This window comes from Duganella sp. CY15W (assembly GCF_009857555.1).
Classification (GTDB): Bacteria; Pseudomonadota; Gammaproteobacteria; order Burkholderiales; family Burkholderiaceae_D; genus Rugamonas; species Rugamonas sacchari.
In genome coordinates this window covers 249,005-267,190 of sequence record NZ_WWCQ01000004.1, presented here as the reverse complement: position 1 = coordinate 267,190, position 18,186 = coordinate 249,005, and the positions used below count along the sequence as shown (strand labels likewise).

Here is an 18,186-nt window from a genome sequence, read left to right as displayed (position 1 = left end):
CCCTAACCAAAGGGGTCTGACCCCATGCGGGGTCAGACCCCGGGCTATGCGGTGTGCGGGGTGCTGCGCGCGCGCCACTCGGCAATCGCGCCGGCCAGATGCGCCAGCTCAAACACGCGCACATACGGCGGCCGCCGGCGTTTCAACGCAGCATTGGTGCCACCGGCCCACAGCTCGGCGCAGCCATTCAGGCGTTGATGCAGTTCCGCCAGACCATCGAGCGCCTGGCGCGGATTCATGGCTACCGAGAACGACAGCGCAATGATATCGACGCGCTGCACGCGTGCCGCTTCGACGATATCCAGCAGCGGCGTTTGCACGCCCAGCGAAATACAGTGGGCGCCTTCCGCCACGCACATGGCTTCGGCCATCAGCAGGCCCAGGCCATGCCGTTCCTGCGGCAGCGTGGTCAGCAGGATGCGTGGCGCACTGATATGGTTGCCATTGGCCTGCGGCATGGCAAAGATCGCGCTGCGCATCACCACGGTCAGTGATTCGGTATATAAGTGTTCTTCAAATGTCGCCAGCTGGCCGCTGGCCCAGGCTTCGCCGATCAGCGTGGTCAGCGGCGCCACCAGCTCGATCACAAAACTCTTCAGCCCCATCATGAGCAACGCCTGCGACAGCTTGCGGCGCAGCGCTTCCATTTGATGGCTCTTGCATAAATCCAGATAGGTCTGCAGCTCCGGCGCAGGCGTGGCCGGGCCGTTGCCCAGGCCGGTAGCCTTGCCGGTCAGCGCCTGTAATTCCGCTGCACTGTATTGAATCACCTTGCCCGGACGGAAGCCGAGGTCGATGAGGCGTTTGACCAGCCGCAGCTTGTGCACCTGTTCAATCGGATAGACCCGTTCGCCATGGGGATCGCGCAGCGGTTGCGGAAAATCGTAACGCCGTTCCCACACGCGCAAGGTTTCCTTGGCCACGCCGGTGTCGCGTTCGACGTCGCTGATCGTGCTCGGAACAGATTGTGATGGAACTGTATTCGTCATCAGGCTTTAGCGGCTGCGATTTTTGGGGCAGCTGCGTGGGTTGGCACAGGGACCGGGTGCACACACATCTGAAGCCCTTGCCGCCTCAGTGCGACCTGCATTTTACATTCGTTTTTCGCCAGCAAGCACCGTGGCTGTATTGACGTTTTCGCTCATTTCAGCGGGCGCCGGGAAGCTTGTCCACGACACACAGTTGGCATACGGAACTATTTAACCGAATATCGTTTTTGCCCCGCCTTTGTCCATGACAAAAATGTTTGAGAAAGTTGAAAAATAATGAAGGCAGTTGTTGTAGACAGCAGAATTTCTGGCAAGACCGATGTCAGGCTTGTAACTTTCGGTGGCGAACGCCGAAAACAGCGGTGCTGGAGCGCTTAACCTGGATGAAGTGAATCAATTTCATGCACCAAACCGGTGCGATTGTGCAAGAAAATGCACTATTTTGTCTCCTAAACACAACAGGTAGCAATTTCTTACAAATCAGTAACGGGATGCAAGTGAGCGCTGTTTTTGCAGAATTTACTACACTAATAAAGCTGTAATACTAGGGGCAAAGTTGGTTTCGGGGCCATTTTGAGCCGAAAAGCCACCTGAACAAAGTCTGGAGGCGTTAGCTTATTACCATTCGGTAGAGGCAAGGGATTCCAGGGTTCAGTATAAAATAACGTCAGAAATAGCAATGTAGCTATTTTTACTTGGTCCGTCGAAGAAGTGGTACACCCACCGTGTTCATCGTGCGGAAAGACTGGCCTGTTTCGCTTGATCGGCAGGAAATATTGCGATGCGGTAAAATACCGCTGCTTTTGAAAAAAACAAGAGTGCAGACTGTTCAGTATGAATGGTTTTACACTTGTTGAAGTTTCTCAGCATCAGTATAGTGCCGCCTCCAGCGCTCCGGGAGAGCGCTGCGATAAAGCCGGCGTAGATTTATCGGCCGCAATACAGTGAACGCATCCCACCGGGATGCACAGTGGCAGCTGGGGAGTTTGCCCTCACGCACAAAACGGCACAAAGCCGAGAAGCACCGAACACGCCGTACTACTGGCTCAATTTTTACAGCAACACAACTGAAGGAAACACGTAATGAAAAAATCCCTTATCGCTATCGCCGTACTGGCAGCTACCAGCTCCGCTGCGTTCGCTCAATCGAACGTCACCATCTACGGTATCCTGGATGCCGGTATCGTCAGCGAGCGCGGCGGCGCAGTTGGCAACACCACCAAAGTAACCAGCGGTGCCGCTTCGGCTTCCCGTCTGGGCTTCAAAGGCACCGAAGATCTGGGCGGCGGTCTGAGCGCAGTCTTCAAGCTGGAAGCTGGCGTGAAGATCGACGACGGTACCCTGGACAACACCGCGAACCGTCTGTTCAACCGCGAAGCTTACGTTGGTCTGTCGTCGAAAACCGCTGGTACCCTGACCCTGGGCCGTCAGTACACTCCGTACTACGAAACCCTGCGTGACGTAGGTGACCCGTTCGCAATGGGCTACGCTGGTACCGCTAAAAACCTGTTCCCAGTCGCTAGCTACATGACCCGCAACGACAACGCTGTTGTCTACAAAACGCCTAACCTGAGCGGCTTCACCGGCGCTGTTTCGTACAGCCTGGGCGAACAAGCTGGCGACGCTTCGGCACAACGTCAGATCGGTGGCTCGCTGGGTTACAACAACGGTCCTCTGAACGTTGCCGTTGCTTACAACAGCAAAAACAACGACACCACCACCCTGAAAACCGCTGGTGTTGGCCACAACGCTCTGATCGCTGCTAACTACGACTTCCAAGTTGTTAAAGTGTACGGCGCTTACTCGAAAGACAAAGGTCTGGGTTCGGCTCCTCTGAACAGCACCACCAACGCTTTCGGCTACACCTTCGCTCCGTCGACCGACAGCAGCGACGCTCTGATCGGTCTGACCGCTCCAGTTGGCGCGGCTGGCACCGTGATGGCTTCGTTCATCCGCAAAAACGACAAAGAAGTTGCTAACCGTGATGCTGACCAATGGGCAATCGGCTACAGCTACGCTCTGTCGAAACGCACCAGCACCTACGTTGCTTACGCTAAAATCAAAAACAAAAACGGCGCAGGCTACACCGTTGGTAACAACACCGAAGCTGGTTCGGGCGACAAAGCCTTCAACCTGGGTCTGAAGCACTCCTTCTAATCTGATTATTCAGGTTTAGATGCAACAACGGCTGCCCAGTGCAGCCGTTGTTCTTTTCTGAAAGCGTTTTATGACGAAGATGACACGACGTACTTTGCTGGCCGGTGCGATCCTGCTGGCTTCCTGCGCCGTGCTGGCTGCGCCTAAATCCAAAGCCAAGCCTGGCGCGTTGCCGCGTTACGGCATGCTGGTGTTTTCCGATCTGTGCGTCCATCCCGACAGTGGCGAATTTGGCGGCCAGCGCATCACGCTGCAGCGCTTTGCCGAAGTCGATACGATTTTGTACGAATACACCGCCGGCGGCTTGAGCTGGCCGGTAGTGGCCAGCGACGTGACGATTGATCCGCGCGGCCAGCAGTTTTATTTCACGGTGCAGCCGCCCGATGAGGAAGAGCGCACCATCAACGCCAAAGTGGTCGATAACGGCAAAGCCGTGGTGCTGGACGGTGGCTATTGCGGCGATGAATCGGTGCCGATGCGCTTGCCGCTGGTGACGGACTTCGGCCGCAAGACCGGCACCTGCCGCGCCTGCCCTGCGCCAAAAATCAAGCAGGAAAAAGAAGAGGAAGAAAAGCCGGTGCTGGACGCCGGCTCCACGCGCACCGCCGGTTTATAAGCCGGCGGCCTGGCTTACTTCGCCGCCTTGGCGGCTTGCGCCGTCTTGCGGATGGTTTCCAGCGTCGCGCCCGGCGTGATCAGGTTGCCGTCGTAGCGCAGCTCAATCACCGCTGGCAGATGCTTGTCGCGCGTGAAGGCCAGCGCGCGTTCCAGTGCGGGCGCAAATTCCTCGGTCCTGGTCACCACTTCACCAGCGCCGCCATACGCCACCGACAGCGCGGCAAAGTCCGGGTTGTGCAGCGTGGTGCCGGACACGCGGCCTGGATAGTCGCGCTCCTGGTGCATGCGGATGGTGCCGAACATGCCGTTGTTGAACACGATGATGACGACGCCGGCCTGATACTGCACCGCCGTGGCCAGCTCCTGGCCATTCATCATGTACTCGCCGTCGCCAGCAAAGGTGACCACCGTGCGTTCCGGCGCGATGATCTTCGCCGCCACGCCGGCCGGCACGCTGTAGCCCATGGCGCCGCTGGTTGGCGCCAGCTGCGTACGCATGCCGCCGTAGCTGTGGAAGCGGTGCGCCCAGGTGGCGTAGTTGCCGGCGCCGTTGGTGATGATGACATCATGCGGCGTCAGCTTGTCGATCTGCTGCACTACCTGCCACAGGTCCAGCGGCGCCTTGCCGTCCTTGAAGATGGCCGGCTGCTGCTGCCATGCGTGCAGATCGGCCTTGGCCTCGGCCACGCTGGTCTGCCATGCGCTGGCGTTCACCGGTTCCATTGCCGCCAGCATCGAAGCGACTTGCGGCATGCCGCTGTTGATCATCAACTCGGCCTGGTACACACTGCCCAGTTCCTCGGTATCCGCATGCACGTGGATCAGGCGCTGCGCCGGTACTGGGGACGCCAGCAGCGAGTAGCCGCTGGTGGTCATCTCGCCCAGGCGTGGGCCGATCGCCAGAATCACATCCGCCTCGCGCACGCGCGCCGCCAGCTTGGGATTGATGCCGATGCCGACGTCGCCGATGTAGTTGGGATGCTCATTGTCCAGCAGGTCCTGGAAGCGGAAGGCGCACGATACCGGCAGGTCATTGGCTTCGGCAAAGCGCTGGATGTCGGCGCAGGCCTGTTCATTCCAGCCGCCGCCGCCCAGCAGCACCAGTGGCTTCTTCGCTTCGGCCAGCATTGAGCGCACGGTGGCGATCTGCGCGGCGGAAGGCGAGGCTTGCACGGTCTGGTAGCTGCGCGTGTCGGCGACGGCGGCCAGGGTGGTCAGCATATCTTCCGGCAGGGCCAGCACCACCGGGCCAGGGCGGCCACTGGTAGCGATCTGGAAGGCGCGTGCGATGTATTCCGGCATGCGGTCGGCGCGGTCGATCTGCGCTACCCACTTGGCCATCTGGCCGTACATGCGGCGGTAGTCGATTTCCTGGAAGGCTTCACGGTCCATGAAGTCGCTGCCCACCTGGCCGATGAACAGAATCATCGGGGTCGAATCCTGGAACGCCGTGTGCACACCGATCGACGCATTGGTCGCGCCCGGGCCACGGGTGACGAAGCAGATCCCCGGCTTGCCCGTCATTTTGCCGTAGGCGTCGGCCATGAACGCGGCGCCGCCTTCCTGGCGGTTGATGATGAAGCGGATGTCGGAATCGTGCAGGGCATCGAGTACGTCCAGATAGCTTTCGCCGGGTACGCCGAAAGCGGTGTCCACGCCGTGGATCTTCAGGGCGTCGACCAGGATCTGGCCGCCGGTGCGGGATGGTTGCGTCATTATTGTGAGCCTCGTGGGTGAATTATCAGAGCATTCTAAGGCGGAGTGCGAAGGGCGGCTTTTGGAATGGCGACACCAAATTTCAGATTTGGAGGCCCGGACTGGTACAATACCGCCTGAAGCAAGCCAGACAGCCGCTGGTCAGTGCGTAAGGCCTGACGGGAGGAAGGTCCGGACTCCATAGAGCGGGGTGACGGTTAACGGCCGTCCGCCGAAAGCCTAGTCCAGCGCACTTGTGTGCTGGAGGCGGTATAAGGCGAGGAATAGGGCCACAGAGACGAGCGTATTAAGTTACGGTGAAACGCGGTAACCTCCACCTGGTGCAATTCCAAATAGGCACGCGATGATGTTGCTCGCGGAGCGTGCGGGTAGGAAGCTTGAGCGCTGGAGTAATCCAGCGCCTAGAGGAATGGCTGTCATAGCGCAGGTTCGCCTGTGCCGTAACAAAATCCGGCCTATCGGCTTGCTTCATCTAACAACGTATTCGCGGCGGACGCGGACCCAGGCGCACGCCGCGCTGGGGACTACTGCCGATGAAGAAATACATATTGGCCCTGGATCAGGGCACTACAAGTTCGCGCGCCATCCTGTTCGACCATCAGGGTCAGATCTGTGGCAGCGCGGCGCAAGAATTCCCGCAGCATTTCCCGCAATCCGGCTGGGTCGAGCATGACCCCAACGACATCTGGCAAAGCCAGCTCGCCGTCGCCCGCAAGGTCCTGCACGACAATCAGATCGACGCGCACCAGGTGCTGGCCATCGGCGTCACCAACCAGCGCGAGACCACGCTGATCTGGGACCGAAAGACGGGCGAACCACTGGCGCCAGCCATCGTCTGGCAGGACCGCCGCACGGCCGACCTGTGTGATGCCTTGCGCGCCGCCGGCAAGGCAAAAAAGATCAGCGACATCTCCGGGCTGGAACTGGATGCCTACTTTTCCGCCTCCAAACTGAAATGGCTGCTGGACCATGTGCCCGGCGCGCGCGCGAAGGCGAAGCATGGCGGTCTGGCGTTCGGCACGGTCGACAGCTGGCTGGTGTACAAACTCACCGGCCAGCATGTGACGGACGTCAGCAACGCTTCACGCACCATGCTGTTCAACATCCACCTGATGCGCTGGGACTACGACCTGCTGCACCTGTTCGATATTCCGGAGTCGGTGCTGCCGCAGATCGTCTCGTCCAGCGAGGAAGTGGGCAATACGCATCCGGGCCTGTTTGGCGCAGCGATTCCCGTGGCCGGCATCGCTGGCGACCAGCAGGCCGCTACGTTCGGCCAGGCTTGCCACAAGCCGGGCATGGTCAAGAACACCTATGGTACGGGATGTTTCATGCTGATGCATCTGGGGCGCCATCCGGTGGCCTCGCATAACCGGCTGCTGACCACTGTGGGCTGGCGCGTGGATGGCGAGACCGACTATCTGCTCGAAGGCAGCGTGTTCATGGGCGGCGCCACCGTGCAGTGGCTGCGCGATGGCTTGGGCATCATCCGCTCGTCGGCGGAAGTAGAGGAGCTGGCGGCCAGCGTGCCGGATAGCGGCGGCGTGTTCATGGTGCCGGCCTTTGTCGGACTCGGCGCCCCGCATTGGGATGCCTACGCGCGCGGCTCGCTGTTTGGCCTGAGCCGCGGCAGCACGCGCGCCCACATCGCCCGCGCTGCGCTGGAAGCCATCGCCTACCAGAGCGCGGAGCTGATGACGGCGATGCAGAAGGATGCATCGATCCCGCTGACCGAAGTGCGCGCCGACGGTGGCGCCGCCCGCAATGATCTGCTGATGCAGTTCCAGGCCGACCTGCTGGGCGTTCCCGTGGTCCGGCCGCTGGTGACTGAAACCACTGCGCTGGGCGCTGCCTACCTGGCCGGCCTGGCTGTCGGTTTCTGGGACACGCAGGAAGAAATCGCCGCGCAATGGCGCTGCGGCCGCCGCTTCGAACCAGCCATGGGCGCCGATCAGCGCGCCGACCTGTTATCTACCTGGGCGCGTGCAGTTGAGCGCTCCAAATCCTGGACCGACTGATGGATCAAAGCGAACAAAAGGCGTTGGCCAATATCGCAACGTATGGCCTGCATATTCTGAATGTGATGGGGGAGGACGAGCTGCCGCCGTTTTCCTATTCGATCGGTATCGAAAAATCATTGGGCCTGCCCGAGCTGATTGTGGTGGGACTGGGTGCCGACGTTGCGCAGCCGGTCATCAACGAGTGCTATCGTCAGATGAAGGAGGGCGGCGCCATCGCACCGGGCGCGCGCGTGGCCGATTTGCTGGGTGGCGATTTCGAGTGCGTGATCGGCGAAGTCGATCCGCGCCACTATGAGGAGTACATGGGGTGGGCGCTGTGGCTGCACAAGGGGCCGCACTTCCGCGCCTGGCAGATCATCTTCCCGAGCACCGCTGGCGTCTTCCCATGGGAGCCGCAAGCCAGCGACGGATTCCGTAACTGGCAGCCATTGCTGAACGCCTGAGCTAAAGGTAAGATTGCCTATCTTGCTAAAAGAGCATGGGGGCAGGGATGCAGAATGTCGAACTGGCGGCCATCGAAATCCTGTTTGATGAGCTGAGCGACGTCGCGTTTTTCGTCAAGGATCGCGCAGGGCGCTATCTGGCGGCCAACCGCACACTGGTGCGGCGCTGCGGCCTGCGCACGAAGCAGGAGATCGTCGGCAAAACCGTGATGGAGGTGCACCCGCGCCACCTTGCGCAGACCTATATGGCGCAGGACCGCGAGGTCATTGAAGCCGGCAGCACGATCAAGAAGCATCTTGAACTGCACCTTTATCCCAACCGCTGTCACGGCTGGTGCCTGACCCACAAGACGCCGCTGCGCGACGCGGCAGGCGTCATCGTTGGCCTGGTCGGCACGTCGCATGACCTGGGGCTGGCCGACGCGCAGCATCCCGAGTACCGCAAGATCGCCAGCATTGCGCAGCATATCCGCGACCATTACCGTGAATCCCTGTCCCTGAATGATCTGGCGCAGGACGCGGGCATGCCGCTGGCGCGCGTGGAGCGCCTGTTCCAGCGCGTGTTCCATTACAGCCCGCGCCAGCTGCTGCTGCAATCGCGCCTGAGCGGTGCGCTGGCGATGATCGAGTCGGACCAGTACCGCAGCATCGCCGATATCGCCAATGAGTGCGGCTACACCGACCACAGCGCCTTCAGCCGCCAGTTCAAGTCTTTCACCGGCATGACGCCGGTGCAGTATCGCGCCTCCCATCATGCAAGGCCGGAGACCTCGGTCGCCGCGCTGTGGGAAATGCGGCCCTGAATGTCGTTTTTTCGTGCGGCGGCTGTGCTGATTGCGCGAGCTCCTGCCTCTAAATCTACCGAACCGCCAGTCTCCGCAGGGCCGCTGGCCCGTTCGGCAAGCTTATCAAGATAGTATTTTTCCTGCCGCTCGCCGGCAAATAAAAACACAAATAACACCCCTATCTTGAAGGAGAGGCAGACATGTCTTTGTCGAGAAATACCCTGTACTTTACCGCTTTGCTGGCCACCAGCCTGTCGCTCGGCGCCCGCGCCGACCAGAGCGCCGATCCCGCCGCAGACCAGCAAGGACGCCTGAAACAGGCGCCCATGCCGCACCAGCGTCAAAGCTTGCCACCGACGGCGGAACAGTCGCAGTTCAAGCTGCCGGCCACCACCAAGCCGCGCTACGACCTGCTGCCCAAGGAGCAGCGCAGCCGGCTGAAAGCACAACTGGCCACGCCTGAATGCAAGGACATGAACAAGCTGGCGTCCTACAGCGGCGCGGCGCTGGCCGATTATCTGGTCAACCTGCCGGATTATGAGTGTACGTATGGCCTGTTCTCGCTGAGCGCAGCCCAGGGCGCCACCGTGTACTCGGCCAGCAACTGGAGCGCCATCGCCAGCCGCTTCACGCAGGAAGCGGGCAATTACAACGCCACCAATCTGGCGCTGGTGAACCTGGCGCTGTATCTGCGCGCCGGCTACTACCTGTCCAGCGGCGGCACCATTCCGGAACCTGCGCAGACGCTCAAGATGTCGCTGCGCGCACCGATCAAGCAGTTGGCGGATGGCACCCAGCTGTATGCGCCCAACGCCACCGGCTATACCACGGCGGGAGAGGTGATCCGGCTGATCACCAATATGCATGACGAGCCTTACTACCTGTCCAGCGTGAAAGCGCTGGTGCAGCGCTACACCAATCGTCCGGACGCACCCAACGCGGTGAATGGCTTGCGTGACGCCAGCGCCAGTGGCGGCTTCACCTCGGCGCTGACGGTGATCTTTTACGCTCACTATCGTCCGGAAGGTACGCCGCTGCTGCAGAATGACCTGTCCTACGCGACGGCGCTGAACAACTTCGTCACCGCCAACAAGGCGGCGCTGCTGGGCGGCGACTATGGCTACCAGCTGACCGATGCGACCAATGAGGCATTCCGCTTCATGCAGTATCCGGCGCTGAAAAACAGCATCAAGCCGATGGTCAAGAATATGCTGGCCACCAGCACCATGACCGGCGCTGATAGCGGCTTATGGCTGGCCGCCGCCAGTGCCGTCAAATACTACGACAACGCCAGCTGTGCGGAATACGGCACCTGCGACTACACCAGCAAGCTGGCCGACGCGGTGCTCAAGTACTCCAAGTCGTGCAGCCCGACGCTGCATGTGCGCGCACAGGAGATGACGCCCGCCCAGCTGCAGGAAATCTGCGACAAGCTGGCGCGCGAAGAGAACTATGTGCACGACATGCTGCAGACCAAGCGCACGCCGGTCGCCAACGACGGCAATACCTCGCTGGAGCTGGTGGTGTTCGACGACTATGCCAACTACAGCAAGTACGCGTCTGTCATCTACGATATCAGCACCGACAATGGCGGCATGTATCTGGAAGGCGAGCCTGACGTGCCTGGCAACCAGGCCCGCTTCATCGCGCATGAAGCATCGTGGCTGCGTCCCGTCTTCCAGGTCTGGAACCTCGAGCATGAATATGTCCACTACCTGGACGGCCGCTTCGACATGGAAGGCGACTTTGCCGCCGCCACCGCCAAGCCCACCGTCTGGTGGATCGAGGGCATTGCCGAGTACCTGTCGCTGAAAAACGATAACCAGGCTGCCATCGACATGGCCAAAACCGGCACCTATCGCCTGAGCGACATCTTCGGCAACACCTACGGCATGGCTGACTATGTGAACCGCGCCTATCGCTGGGGTTACATGGCCACGCGCTTCATGATGGAGAAGCACCGCGCCGACGTGGACGTGGTGCTGGGCGACTTCCGCGTTGGCGACTACGATCGCTATCAGAACTTCATGGGCCTGATCGGCACCCGTTACGACGCCGAGTTTTCCGACTGGGTCGCCAGCGCTACCACGGCCGGCGAGCCGCCGATGCCGAATCCTGCTCTGCCGGCGTGCTCCTCCACTTCCTACCTGGGCAAGAACTGCGGCATTGGCAACCTGGCGTCGTCAGGCCAGGCATACGCCTATCTGATGCTGCCCGCCGGCGCGAAAAATGTGCGGGTGTTCACCAAGGGCGGCACGGGCGACGTCGACCTGTACGTGGCGCTGGACCGCTACCCGACCATCGCCTCGCATGACCTGGCATCGGCCACCGCCGGCAACGCGGAAGCGGTGAACCTGACCACGCCGGTCAGCGGCCGCTGGTACTACATCCTGCTGCAGGCCCGCCAGCCATTCAGCGGCGTGACGCTGTACGCGACGTACGATTAAGGCGGTCCGGCAGCGCGTATAATGGCGCTGAAGCAGTCGTGGTGCAGTGCAAAATTTGTATATACAACTTGCGCTGCACCCGTTGCTGAGAAGTAAATTTTGTCCTGGCTTGCCGCTGTTTTGTGAAGGTTCTGCATTCCGCCTGAGCGCGCTGTTGGCGCGCCGTCCGGCATTTCCCCTCCTTAATACCCGCATTTTCCACCCTCATTTCCCTGTTGCTCATTTGATACCGCAATGTTGGCTGTTTGCAACTTTATGCTTTTCATTCAATTTTTTTATATAAGCATTTTCACGTTCAAACACATGGGTACAGATGAAGTAGCACCTTCACAACCTTACATAAGTACTTAATTTATTAGGTAATTTTATTTCTAGCTGGCTTCAAGGAATCGCGCTAAGTCCTTAATTTCATTACTAAAATCCGTGTTTCGATTGGCTGAAAGCGCTTGACCACTGTTATTGCTTCCTCTAAAGTGGGCATCTGTGTGAAAAAGTGTCTTTTTGTGGGAAATTTTGCCTGACTTAGCGGACAGGGGAGATGAAAAGCAAATCGCCATCATTTCATGCTCCGCTAACCAACTGAGGTAAAAGGTAATCACGTGTTTCAAGGCGCGTCCGCAATCAATCTCGATGCCAAAGGCAGGATGTCCATTCCTGCCAAGCACCGTGACGCGCTCTCGATCCAGTGCGAAGGCCGCCTCACCCTGACGCGCCACCCCGACGGCTGCGTCATGCTGTTCCCCCGTCCTGTGTGGGAACAACACCGTCAACAAATCTCCAGCTGGCCCATGCAAGCACGCGCCTGGCAGCGCATTTTCCTCGGTTACGCGACCGACGTGGAAATGGACGCCGCCGGCCGCATCCTCATCTCGCCCGAACTCCGCGCCGCCGTCGGCCTGGACAAAGAGGTCATGATGATGGGCATGGGCTCCCACTTCGAGATCTGGGACGCCGCCAAGATGGCGGAAAAAGAAGCGCTGGCCATGGAAGCCGGCACTCCCGATGTACTCGCTAATTTCTCTTTCTAAGGCCCCGCCATCATGACCACGACAACGGTGCCTGAATTCCAGCATCGCACGGTGCTGTTAGACGAAGCGGTGGATGCGCTGGCGCTGGATGGCGCGCGCGCCAACGGCGTGTTCGTCGACGGCACGTTCGGCCGTGGCGGCCACTCGCGTCTGATCCTTTCCAGGCTGGGTCCTAAGGCCCGCTTAATCGCTTTCGATAAAGATCCGCAGGCCATCGCCACTGCAGAACAAATCAATGACCCGCGTTTCACGATTGTCCACGACAGCTTTGCCACCATGCGTGAAGCGCTGGCCGAACGCGGCGTGAACCAGGTCGACGGCATCCTGCTCGATCTGGGCATCTCGTCGCCGCAGGTGGACGATGCCGCGCGCGGCTTCAGTTTCCGTAACGACGGCCCGCTCGACATGCGTATGGATACCACACGCGGCATGTCGGCGGCGGAGTGGCTCGCCACTGAAAACGAACAGACACTGGAAAAGGTGATAAAGGAATATGGGGAAGAACGGTTTGCTTTTCAGATTGCAAAGGCGATTGTTGCTCGCAGGGCAGTCGAGCCAATTTCAACCACACGACAGCTTGCCGGCATCGTGGCAGGCGCGGTCAAGACTCGGGAAAAGGGCAAGGATCCGGCAACCCGCACCTTTCAGGCTATCCGGATTTTCATCAATAAAGAGCTTGAAGACCTCGAAGTCGGTTTGAACCACGCTTACGACAGTCTGGCTGCCGGCGCCATCATCGCGATCATCAGCTTCCATTCGCTGGAAGACCGCATGGTGAAGCGCTTCTTCGCGTCCAAGGCCAACGTTGAGCAGCCGGACCGCCGCTTGCCGATCCGCGCGGTAGACCTGCCGCAGCCGGAACTCAAGCTGCTGTCGAAAATGAAGCCGTCCGACCGCGAGGTCGACGAAAATCCGCGCGCCCGTTCGGCGGTGATGCGCGTCGCCCGCCGTCTGCCGGTTCCGGAGGGCGTGTGAGCAATAAGGTCAACCTGGTCCTGACGTTGCTGCTGGTCGCTTGCGGCCTGTCGCTGGTTAACGCGCAGTATCAGGCCCGCCATCTGTTCATTGAACTGGAGCGTGCGCAATCGCAGGCACGCCAGCTGGATATCGAATGGGCGCAGCTGCAGCTGGATCAGTCGACGCTGGGCAAGCATGCCCGTATCGAGGAAATCGCACGCCGCGACCTGAACATGACGCCGCTGACCGCAGCGCGCACGCAGTACCTGACGCCAGAGGCCACCAAATGAGCCGCGGCAGCAATCTGAACACCTCCCGTGTGGCCGCCTCCAAAGGTGTGGCCTTCTCCAAGAGCCCAGTGCTGGCAGTGCGTCTGCCAACCTGGCGTTCGCGCGTGGTGCTGTTTGTATTGTTTGCCGCCTTTGCCGCACTGGCCGGCCGCGCATTGTGGCTGCAAGGCCTGTCGACCCAGTTCCTGCAGAAGCAGGGTGAAATCCGTTACGCACGTACGCTGGAACTGCCGGCCACGCGCGGCAAGATCACCGACCGCGATGGCCAGGTGCTGGCGTCGTCGGTGCCGGTCAAAGCTATCTGGGCGATCCCTGACGATGTGCAGGAAGCTCCGCCGGCCAAGCTGAAACAGCTGGCCAGGCTGCTTGAGATGAGCGACGCCGAACTGCAAAAGAAACTGGATTCGGACCGCAGCTTCGTTTACCTGAAACGCCAGGTGGAGCAGGACGTGGCCGAGCAAATCACCAAGCTTGGCATCGAAGGTATCCAGACCCGCAAGGAATACAAGCGTTTCTATCCGCAGGGCGAAGTGACGACCCACGTGGTGGGCTTCACCAACGTGGAAGACCAGGGCCAGGAATCGATGGAACTGGCGCAGCAGAAGACCTTGCAAGGTGTGCCGGGCAGCCGCCGCGTCATCAAGGACCGCCTGGGCCGCATCGTGGAAGATATCGAGTCGGTGCGCGAGCCGCACGATGGCAAGGATCTCACCCTGTCGATCGATAGCAAGATCCAGTACATCGCTTTCACCCAGATCAAGGACGCGGTTGAGAAATTCCGCGCCAAGGCTGGCGCCGCGCTGGTGCTGGATGTTCACACCGGCGAAGTGCTGGCGCTGGCCAACTGGCCGAGCTATAACCCGAATGACCGCTCCAAGCTGACCGGTGAACAGCTGCGTAACCGCGTGATGACCGATACCTTCGAGCCGGGATCTTCGATGAAGCCATTCCCGGTTGCGATGGCGCTGGATGCCAAGAAAATCACGCCGCACACCATGTTCGACACGGGTAATGGCTCGATGGTCATTGGCGACCGTGTGATCCACGACACGCACGCGCACTACATGATCGACGTGCAGACCATCATCCAGAAATCGTCCAATATCGGCACCACCAAGATCGCCTTCGGCATGCCGGCGCAGGACCTGTGGGAGATGTTCACCAAGCTCGGTTTTGGCCAGCAGCCCAAGTGGGGCTTCCCGGGGGCAGTGGCAGGCCGCGTGCGTCCTTACAAATCATGGCGTCCGATCGAACACGCCAACATGAGTTTCGGCCAGGGTATCTCGGTATCGCTGATCCAGCTGGCACGCGCCTATATGGTGCTGGCGCGTGATGGCGACATTATTCCGCTGTCGTTTCAGAAGGTGCATGAAGCGCCGCATGGAACGCAGGTCATCAGTCCTAAAACCGCAGCCGAGATGCGTGAGATGCTGGAAATGGTGACGCTGCCTGGCGGTTCTGCCGTCAAGGCGCAGGTGCCAGGCTACCGCGTGGGCGGCAAGACCGGTACCGCGCAGAAGTTTATCGGCGGCCGCTATTCGCACACCAAATACATTGGCAACTTCGTCGGCATGGCGCCGATGTCGGATCCGCGTTTCATCATCGCCGTCATGATCGACGAGCCGGGCGGCCCGGTGACCTACGGCGGCGACGTGGCAGGTCCTGTGTTTTCGGCACTGGCAGCGCAGGCACTGCGCGCCAAGAACATTGCGCCGGACTCGGACCTGACCCATATCATCATTCCTGAATCTGCAGCACAGGGGAACATGTGACGACTTCTACTTTCGACCCGTTGGCTATTGCAGCCGCAATCCGCAAGCTGGCGCCAACGGCGAACCTGGCTTCGGACTCGCGCCGCATCAAGCTGGGCGATGTGTTCTTTGCTTTTGCACCCGTCGCCGGTGAAACCGCCGACGGGCGTAACTTTATTGATGGCGCCATCGAGCAGGGCGCCTCGCTGATCGTGCTTGATCCCGCCGGCTTCACCTGGAACGACAAGTGGACCGTGCCTTACCTGACGGTCGAGAACCTGAAGAAGAATGCCGGCGACATTGCCCATGCTTTCTATGCGCAGCCGGATGCCGCCATGTTCACCGTCGCCGTCACGGGCACCAACGGCAAGACCTCCAGCGCTGTCTGGTTGGGCCAGGCCCTGTCGCGTGCTGGCGAACCAGCCGCCGTCATCGGCACGCTGGGCGTTGGCGTGTTCCGTCCACGCGGCGAAGTGGAATACGACGTCACCGGCTATACCACGCCGGATGCAGTGCTGCTGGCGCGCTCGCTGGCGGACCTGCGCGAGAAGGGCGCGGCGTCGCTGGCGATTGAAGCGTCGTCCATCGGCCTGGAACAAGGCCGCCTGTCCGGCATGCACTTCGACGTGGCGCTGTTCACCAACCTGACCCGCGACCATCTGGATTATCACGGCACCATGGAAGCCTACGAGGCGGCCAAGCTCAAACTGTTCGACTGGCCAGGCCTGAAAACGGCGGTCGTCAATCTGGACGATCCTGCCGGTGTACGCATCATCGACCACCTGAAAGCCAAGCCTGCGCCGCTGGCAGGCGAATTCCCGCTGATCGGCTACACGCTGCACGACAGCACCGCGCGTCCCGACATCGAAGGCGTGACGCTGCTGCGCGCCAGCCAGCTGCGCGCCGGCCGCAGTGGCGGCACCGAATTCCATCTGGAGTGCCCGCTGGGCATTGCACAAGTGCGTACGCACCTGGTCGGCGCCTTCAACATCAGCAATGCACTGGGCGTAATGGGGGCGGTGCTGGCAAAAGGCCTGGGCCTGCGCGCCGCGATCGAAGCAGTCGAAGCGCTGGAATCGGCGCCTGGCCGCATGCAGCAAGTTGGCGGCCACGATGCTCCGTTGATCGTGATCGACTACGCCCATACACCGGATGCACTGGAAAAAACCCTGGCCGCGCTGCGCCCTGTGGCGAATGACCGCGGCGGCCAGCTGTGGTGCGTGTTCGGCTGCGGCGGCGACCGCGATCCCGGCAAGCGTCCGCAGATGGGCAAGCTCTCGCAAGCAGCGGACCACGTGCTGGTCACCAGCGACAATCCGCGCAGCGAAGATCCGCACTCGATCATCGAGCAGATTTTGGCTGGCATGGAACAGAACAATCCGGCATCGACGGTGCAGGCGCTGGACGACCGCGCTGCCGCCATCCTGTCGGCGATCAAGCACGCCGCCAAGCCGGACGTGATTCTGCTGGCAGGTAAGGGCCACGAGCCGTATCAGGAAATCAAAGGCAAGAAACTGCCATTCTCCGACGCTGACCACGCCCAGCTGGCGTTGTCGGCACGTTTAACCATGATGAGGACGAATTAATGCGTGCAGCAGTTGCACAAATTCTGCCTTCTCTGACCGGCGCACGTCTCGTGAACGCCGGCGCGCAGTTGCTCGACCTGGTATTCAGCGGCGTCTCGACCGACAGCCGTAGCGTCACTGCAGGTGCTTTGTTCGTCGCCTTGCGCGGCGAAGTGTTTGACGCCCACAACTTCCTGAACGAAGTGGCAGGCAAGGGCGTGGCCGCTGTCGTTGTAGAAGAAGTGCCGGAGGGCTGGACCCTGCCTGCCATCGTTGTACCGGATACGCTGGTGGCCCTGGGCCAGATCGCCAACTACTGGCGCAGGCAGTTCACGATGCCGGTCATCGGCGTCACGGGCAGCAATGGCAAGACCACGGTCAAGGAGATGATTTCCGCGATCCTGTCGGCAGCCTATGGCGACGAAGGCCGTCTGGCGACGCGTGGCAATCTGAATAATGAAATTGGTGTGCCGCTCACGTTGTTCCGCATGGACGCTGGGCAGCAAGCCGCGGTGATCGAAATGGGCATGAACCATCCGGGTGAAATCGGCCGTCTAGCGTTGATCGCTGGCGCCAATATCGCCATGGTCAACAACGCCCAGCGCGAGCACCAGGAGTTCATGCATACCGTGGAAGCGGTGGCGCGCGAGAATGGCTCGGTGCTGTCCGCGCTGCCGACCGATGGCGTGGCCGTCTTCCCGTATGGCGACGAGTTCACACCGGTCTGGGAAGAGTTGTCCGCCGGCCGCCGTTTGCTGCGCTTTGGTACGACCAAGGATGCTGAAGTGAGCTGCACCTTCCGCGCCAATGATTTTGGCAGCGAAGTGTTCATCACGATCTGCGAAAGCGAAGCGGATCCGCAGCAGTTCTTCGTGCGCCTGCAAGCCGCAGGTGAGCACAACGTACGCAACGCGCTGGCCGCAGTGGCATGCACCTACGCTGCCGGCGTATCGCTGGAAAAAATCAAGCTGGGACTGGATACGTTTGCACCGGTCAGCGGCCGTTTGCAGAAGAAAGCAGCGTTCAACGGCGCCGTCGTGATCGACGACACCTATAACGCAAACCCGGATTCTGTACGTGCTGCCATCGACGTGCTGGCCAAGGCTGCCGCCCCGCGCGTGCTGGTGCTGGGCGACATGGGCGAAGTTGGCACGCAGGGCCGTGAGTTCCACGAAGAGATTGGCGCGTATGCGCAGGATAAAGGCATCGATGCGGTGCTGGTAACAGGCGAACTGGCCGCGCACATCAAAGGCGCCAACATTCGTCATTTTGAAAACTTTGGCGATCTGCTGTCTGCGGTTGACGCAGCGGTGTCGCCTGATGCAACTGTATTAATCAAGGGCTCCCGTTTCATGAAGATGGAGCGGGTCGTGCAGCATTTGATTGGGTCGCAACAAGCTAACAAGGAAAGTCACTAAT

Annotated in this window: 14 protein-coding genes and 1 other RNA gene; 13 read left to right on the top strand and 2 right to left on the bottom strand. The window is 60.4% G+C overall.

The window, feature by feature from the left end:
• Positions 1-44 precede the first annotated feature (44 nt).
• The gene (locus GTP58_RS21220) at positions 45-989 is read right to left on the bottom strand and encodes a MerR family transcriptional regulator (RefSeq protein WP_161079135.1); all 945 of its coding nucleotides are present in this window, start codon (positions 987-989) and stop codon (positions 45-47) included.
• 1,083 nt (positions 990-2,072) lie between these two features.
• Between GTP58_RS21220 and GTP58_RS21215 the strand changes: the two genes are divergently transcribed.
• Positions 2,073-3,146 (top strand): porin, encoded by a 1,074-nt coding sequence (locus GTP58_RS21215; RefSeq protein WP_072785272.1) that lies wholly within the window; start codon positions 2,073-2,075, stop codon positions 3,144-3,146.
• Positions 3,147-3,225: 79 nt separating this feature from the next.
• A complete protein-coding gene (locus GTP58_RS21210) occupies positions 3,226-3,762 on the top strand; it encodes a hypothetical protein (RefSeq protein WP_161079134.1) in 537 nt (178 codons plus the stop codon).
• Between the two features lie 14 nt (positions 3,763-3,776).
• Here GTP58_RS21210 and GTP58_RS21205 read toward each other — a convergent pair whose 3' ends face one another.
• Positions 3,777-5,480 (bottom strand): thiamine pyrophosphate-binding protein, encoded by a 1,704-nt coding sequence (locus tag GTP58_RS21205; RefSeq protein WP_161079133.1) that lies wholly within the window; start codon positions 5,478-5,480, stop codon positions 3,777-3,779.
• Positions 5,481-5,598: 118 nt separating this feature from the next.
• Between GTP58_RS21205 and rnpB the strand changes: the two genes are divergently transcribed.
• The 11 genes from rnpB (at position 5,599) to murF (ending at position 18,185) form a co-directional block, all read left to right on the top strand.
• An RNA gene (gene rnpB, locus GTP58_RS21200) (RNase P RNA component class A) lies at positions 5,599-5,954 on the top strand.
• A gap of 59 nt (positions 5,955-6,013) precedes the next feature.
• Positions 6,014-7,498 (top strand): glycerol kinase GlpK, encoded by a 1,485-nt coding sequence (gene glpK, locus GTP58_RS21195; RefSeq protein WP_161079132.1) that lies wholly within the window; start codon positions 6,014-6,016, stop codon positions 7,496-7,498.
• Positions 7,498-7,944 carry a DUF4262 domain-containing protein gene (locus tag GTP58_RS21190; RefSeq protein ID WP_161079131.1) on the top strand — a complete coding sequence of 149 codons (447 nt, stop codon included), beginning with the start codon at positions 7,498-7,500 and terminating at the stop codon, positions 7,942-7,944. Before glpK ends, GTP58_RS21190 begins: the two co-directional genes overlap by 1 nt.
• 47 nt (positions 7,945-7,991) lie before the next feature.
• Positions 7,992-8,747: an AraC family transcriptional regulator gene (locus GTP58_RS21185; RefSeq protein WP_161079130.1), complete on the top strand. Its 756-nt coding sequence runs from the start codon at positions 7,992-7,994 to the stop codon at positions 8,745-8,747.
• A 182-nt stretch (positions 8,748-8,929) separates the two neighbouring features.
• Positions 8,930-11,176: a M9 family metallopeptidase gene (locus GTP58_RS21180; protein WP_161079129.1), complete on the top strand. Its 2,247-nt coding sequence runs from the start codon at positions 8,930-8,932 to the stop codon at positions 11,174-11,176.
• A 599-nt stretch (positions 11,177-11,775) separates the two neighbouring features.
• Positions 11,776-12,204, top strand: coding sequence for a division/cell wall cluster transcriptional repressor MraZ (mraZ, locus tag GTP58_RS21175; protein ID WP_161079128.1), 429 nt, complete (start codon positions 11,776-11,778; stop codon positions 12,202-12,204).
• Between the two features lie 12 nt (positions 12,205-12,216).
• Positions 12,217-13,179 carry a 16S rRNA (cytosine(1402)-N(4))-methyltransferase RsmH gene (rsmH, locus tag GTP58_RS21170; RefSeq protein WP_161079127.1) on the top strand — a complete coding sequence of 321 codons (963 nt, stop codon included), beginning with the start codon at positions 12,217-12,219 and terminating at the stop codon, positions 13,177-13,179.
• Positions 13,176-13,451 (top strand): cell division protein FtsL, encoded by a 276-nt coding sequence (gene ftsL, locus GTP58_RS21165; RefSeq protein WP_161079126.1) that lies wholly within the window; start codon positions 13,176-13,178, stop codon positions 13,449-13,451. The genes rsmH and ftsL overlap by 4 nt, the downstream gene beginning before the upstream one ends.
• Positions 13,448-15,223 (top strand): penicillin-binding protein 2, encoded by a 1,776-nt coding sequence (locus GTP58_RS21160; RefSeq protein ID WP_161079125.1) that lies wholly within the window; start codon positions 13,448-13,450, stop codon positions 15,221-15,223. The genes ftsL and GTP58_RS21160 overlap by 4 nt, the downstream gene beginning before the upstream one ends.
• Positions 15,220-16,788: a UDP-N-acetylmuramoyl-L-alanyl-D-glutamate--2,6-diaminopimelate ligase gene (locus GTP58_RS21155; RefSeq protein WP_161079124.1), complete on the top strand. Its 1,569-nt coding sequence runs from the start codon at positions 15,220-15,222 to the stop codon at positions 16,786-16,788. Before GTP58_RS21160 ends, GTP58_RS21155 begins: the two co-directional genes overlap by 4 nt.
• Positions 16,788-18,185: a UDP-N-acetylmuramoyl-tripeptide--D-alanyl-D-alanine ligase gene (gene murF, locus GTP58_RS21150; protein WP_161079123.1), complete on the top strand. Its 1,398-nt coding sequence runs from the start codon at positions 16,788-16,790 to the stop codon at positions 18,183-18,185. Before GTP58_RS21155 ends, murF begins: the two co-directional genes overlap by 1 nt.
• The last annotated feature ends 1 nt before the right edge of the window (position 18,186 follow it).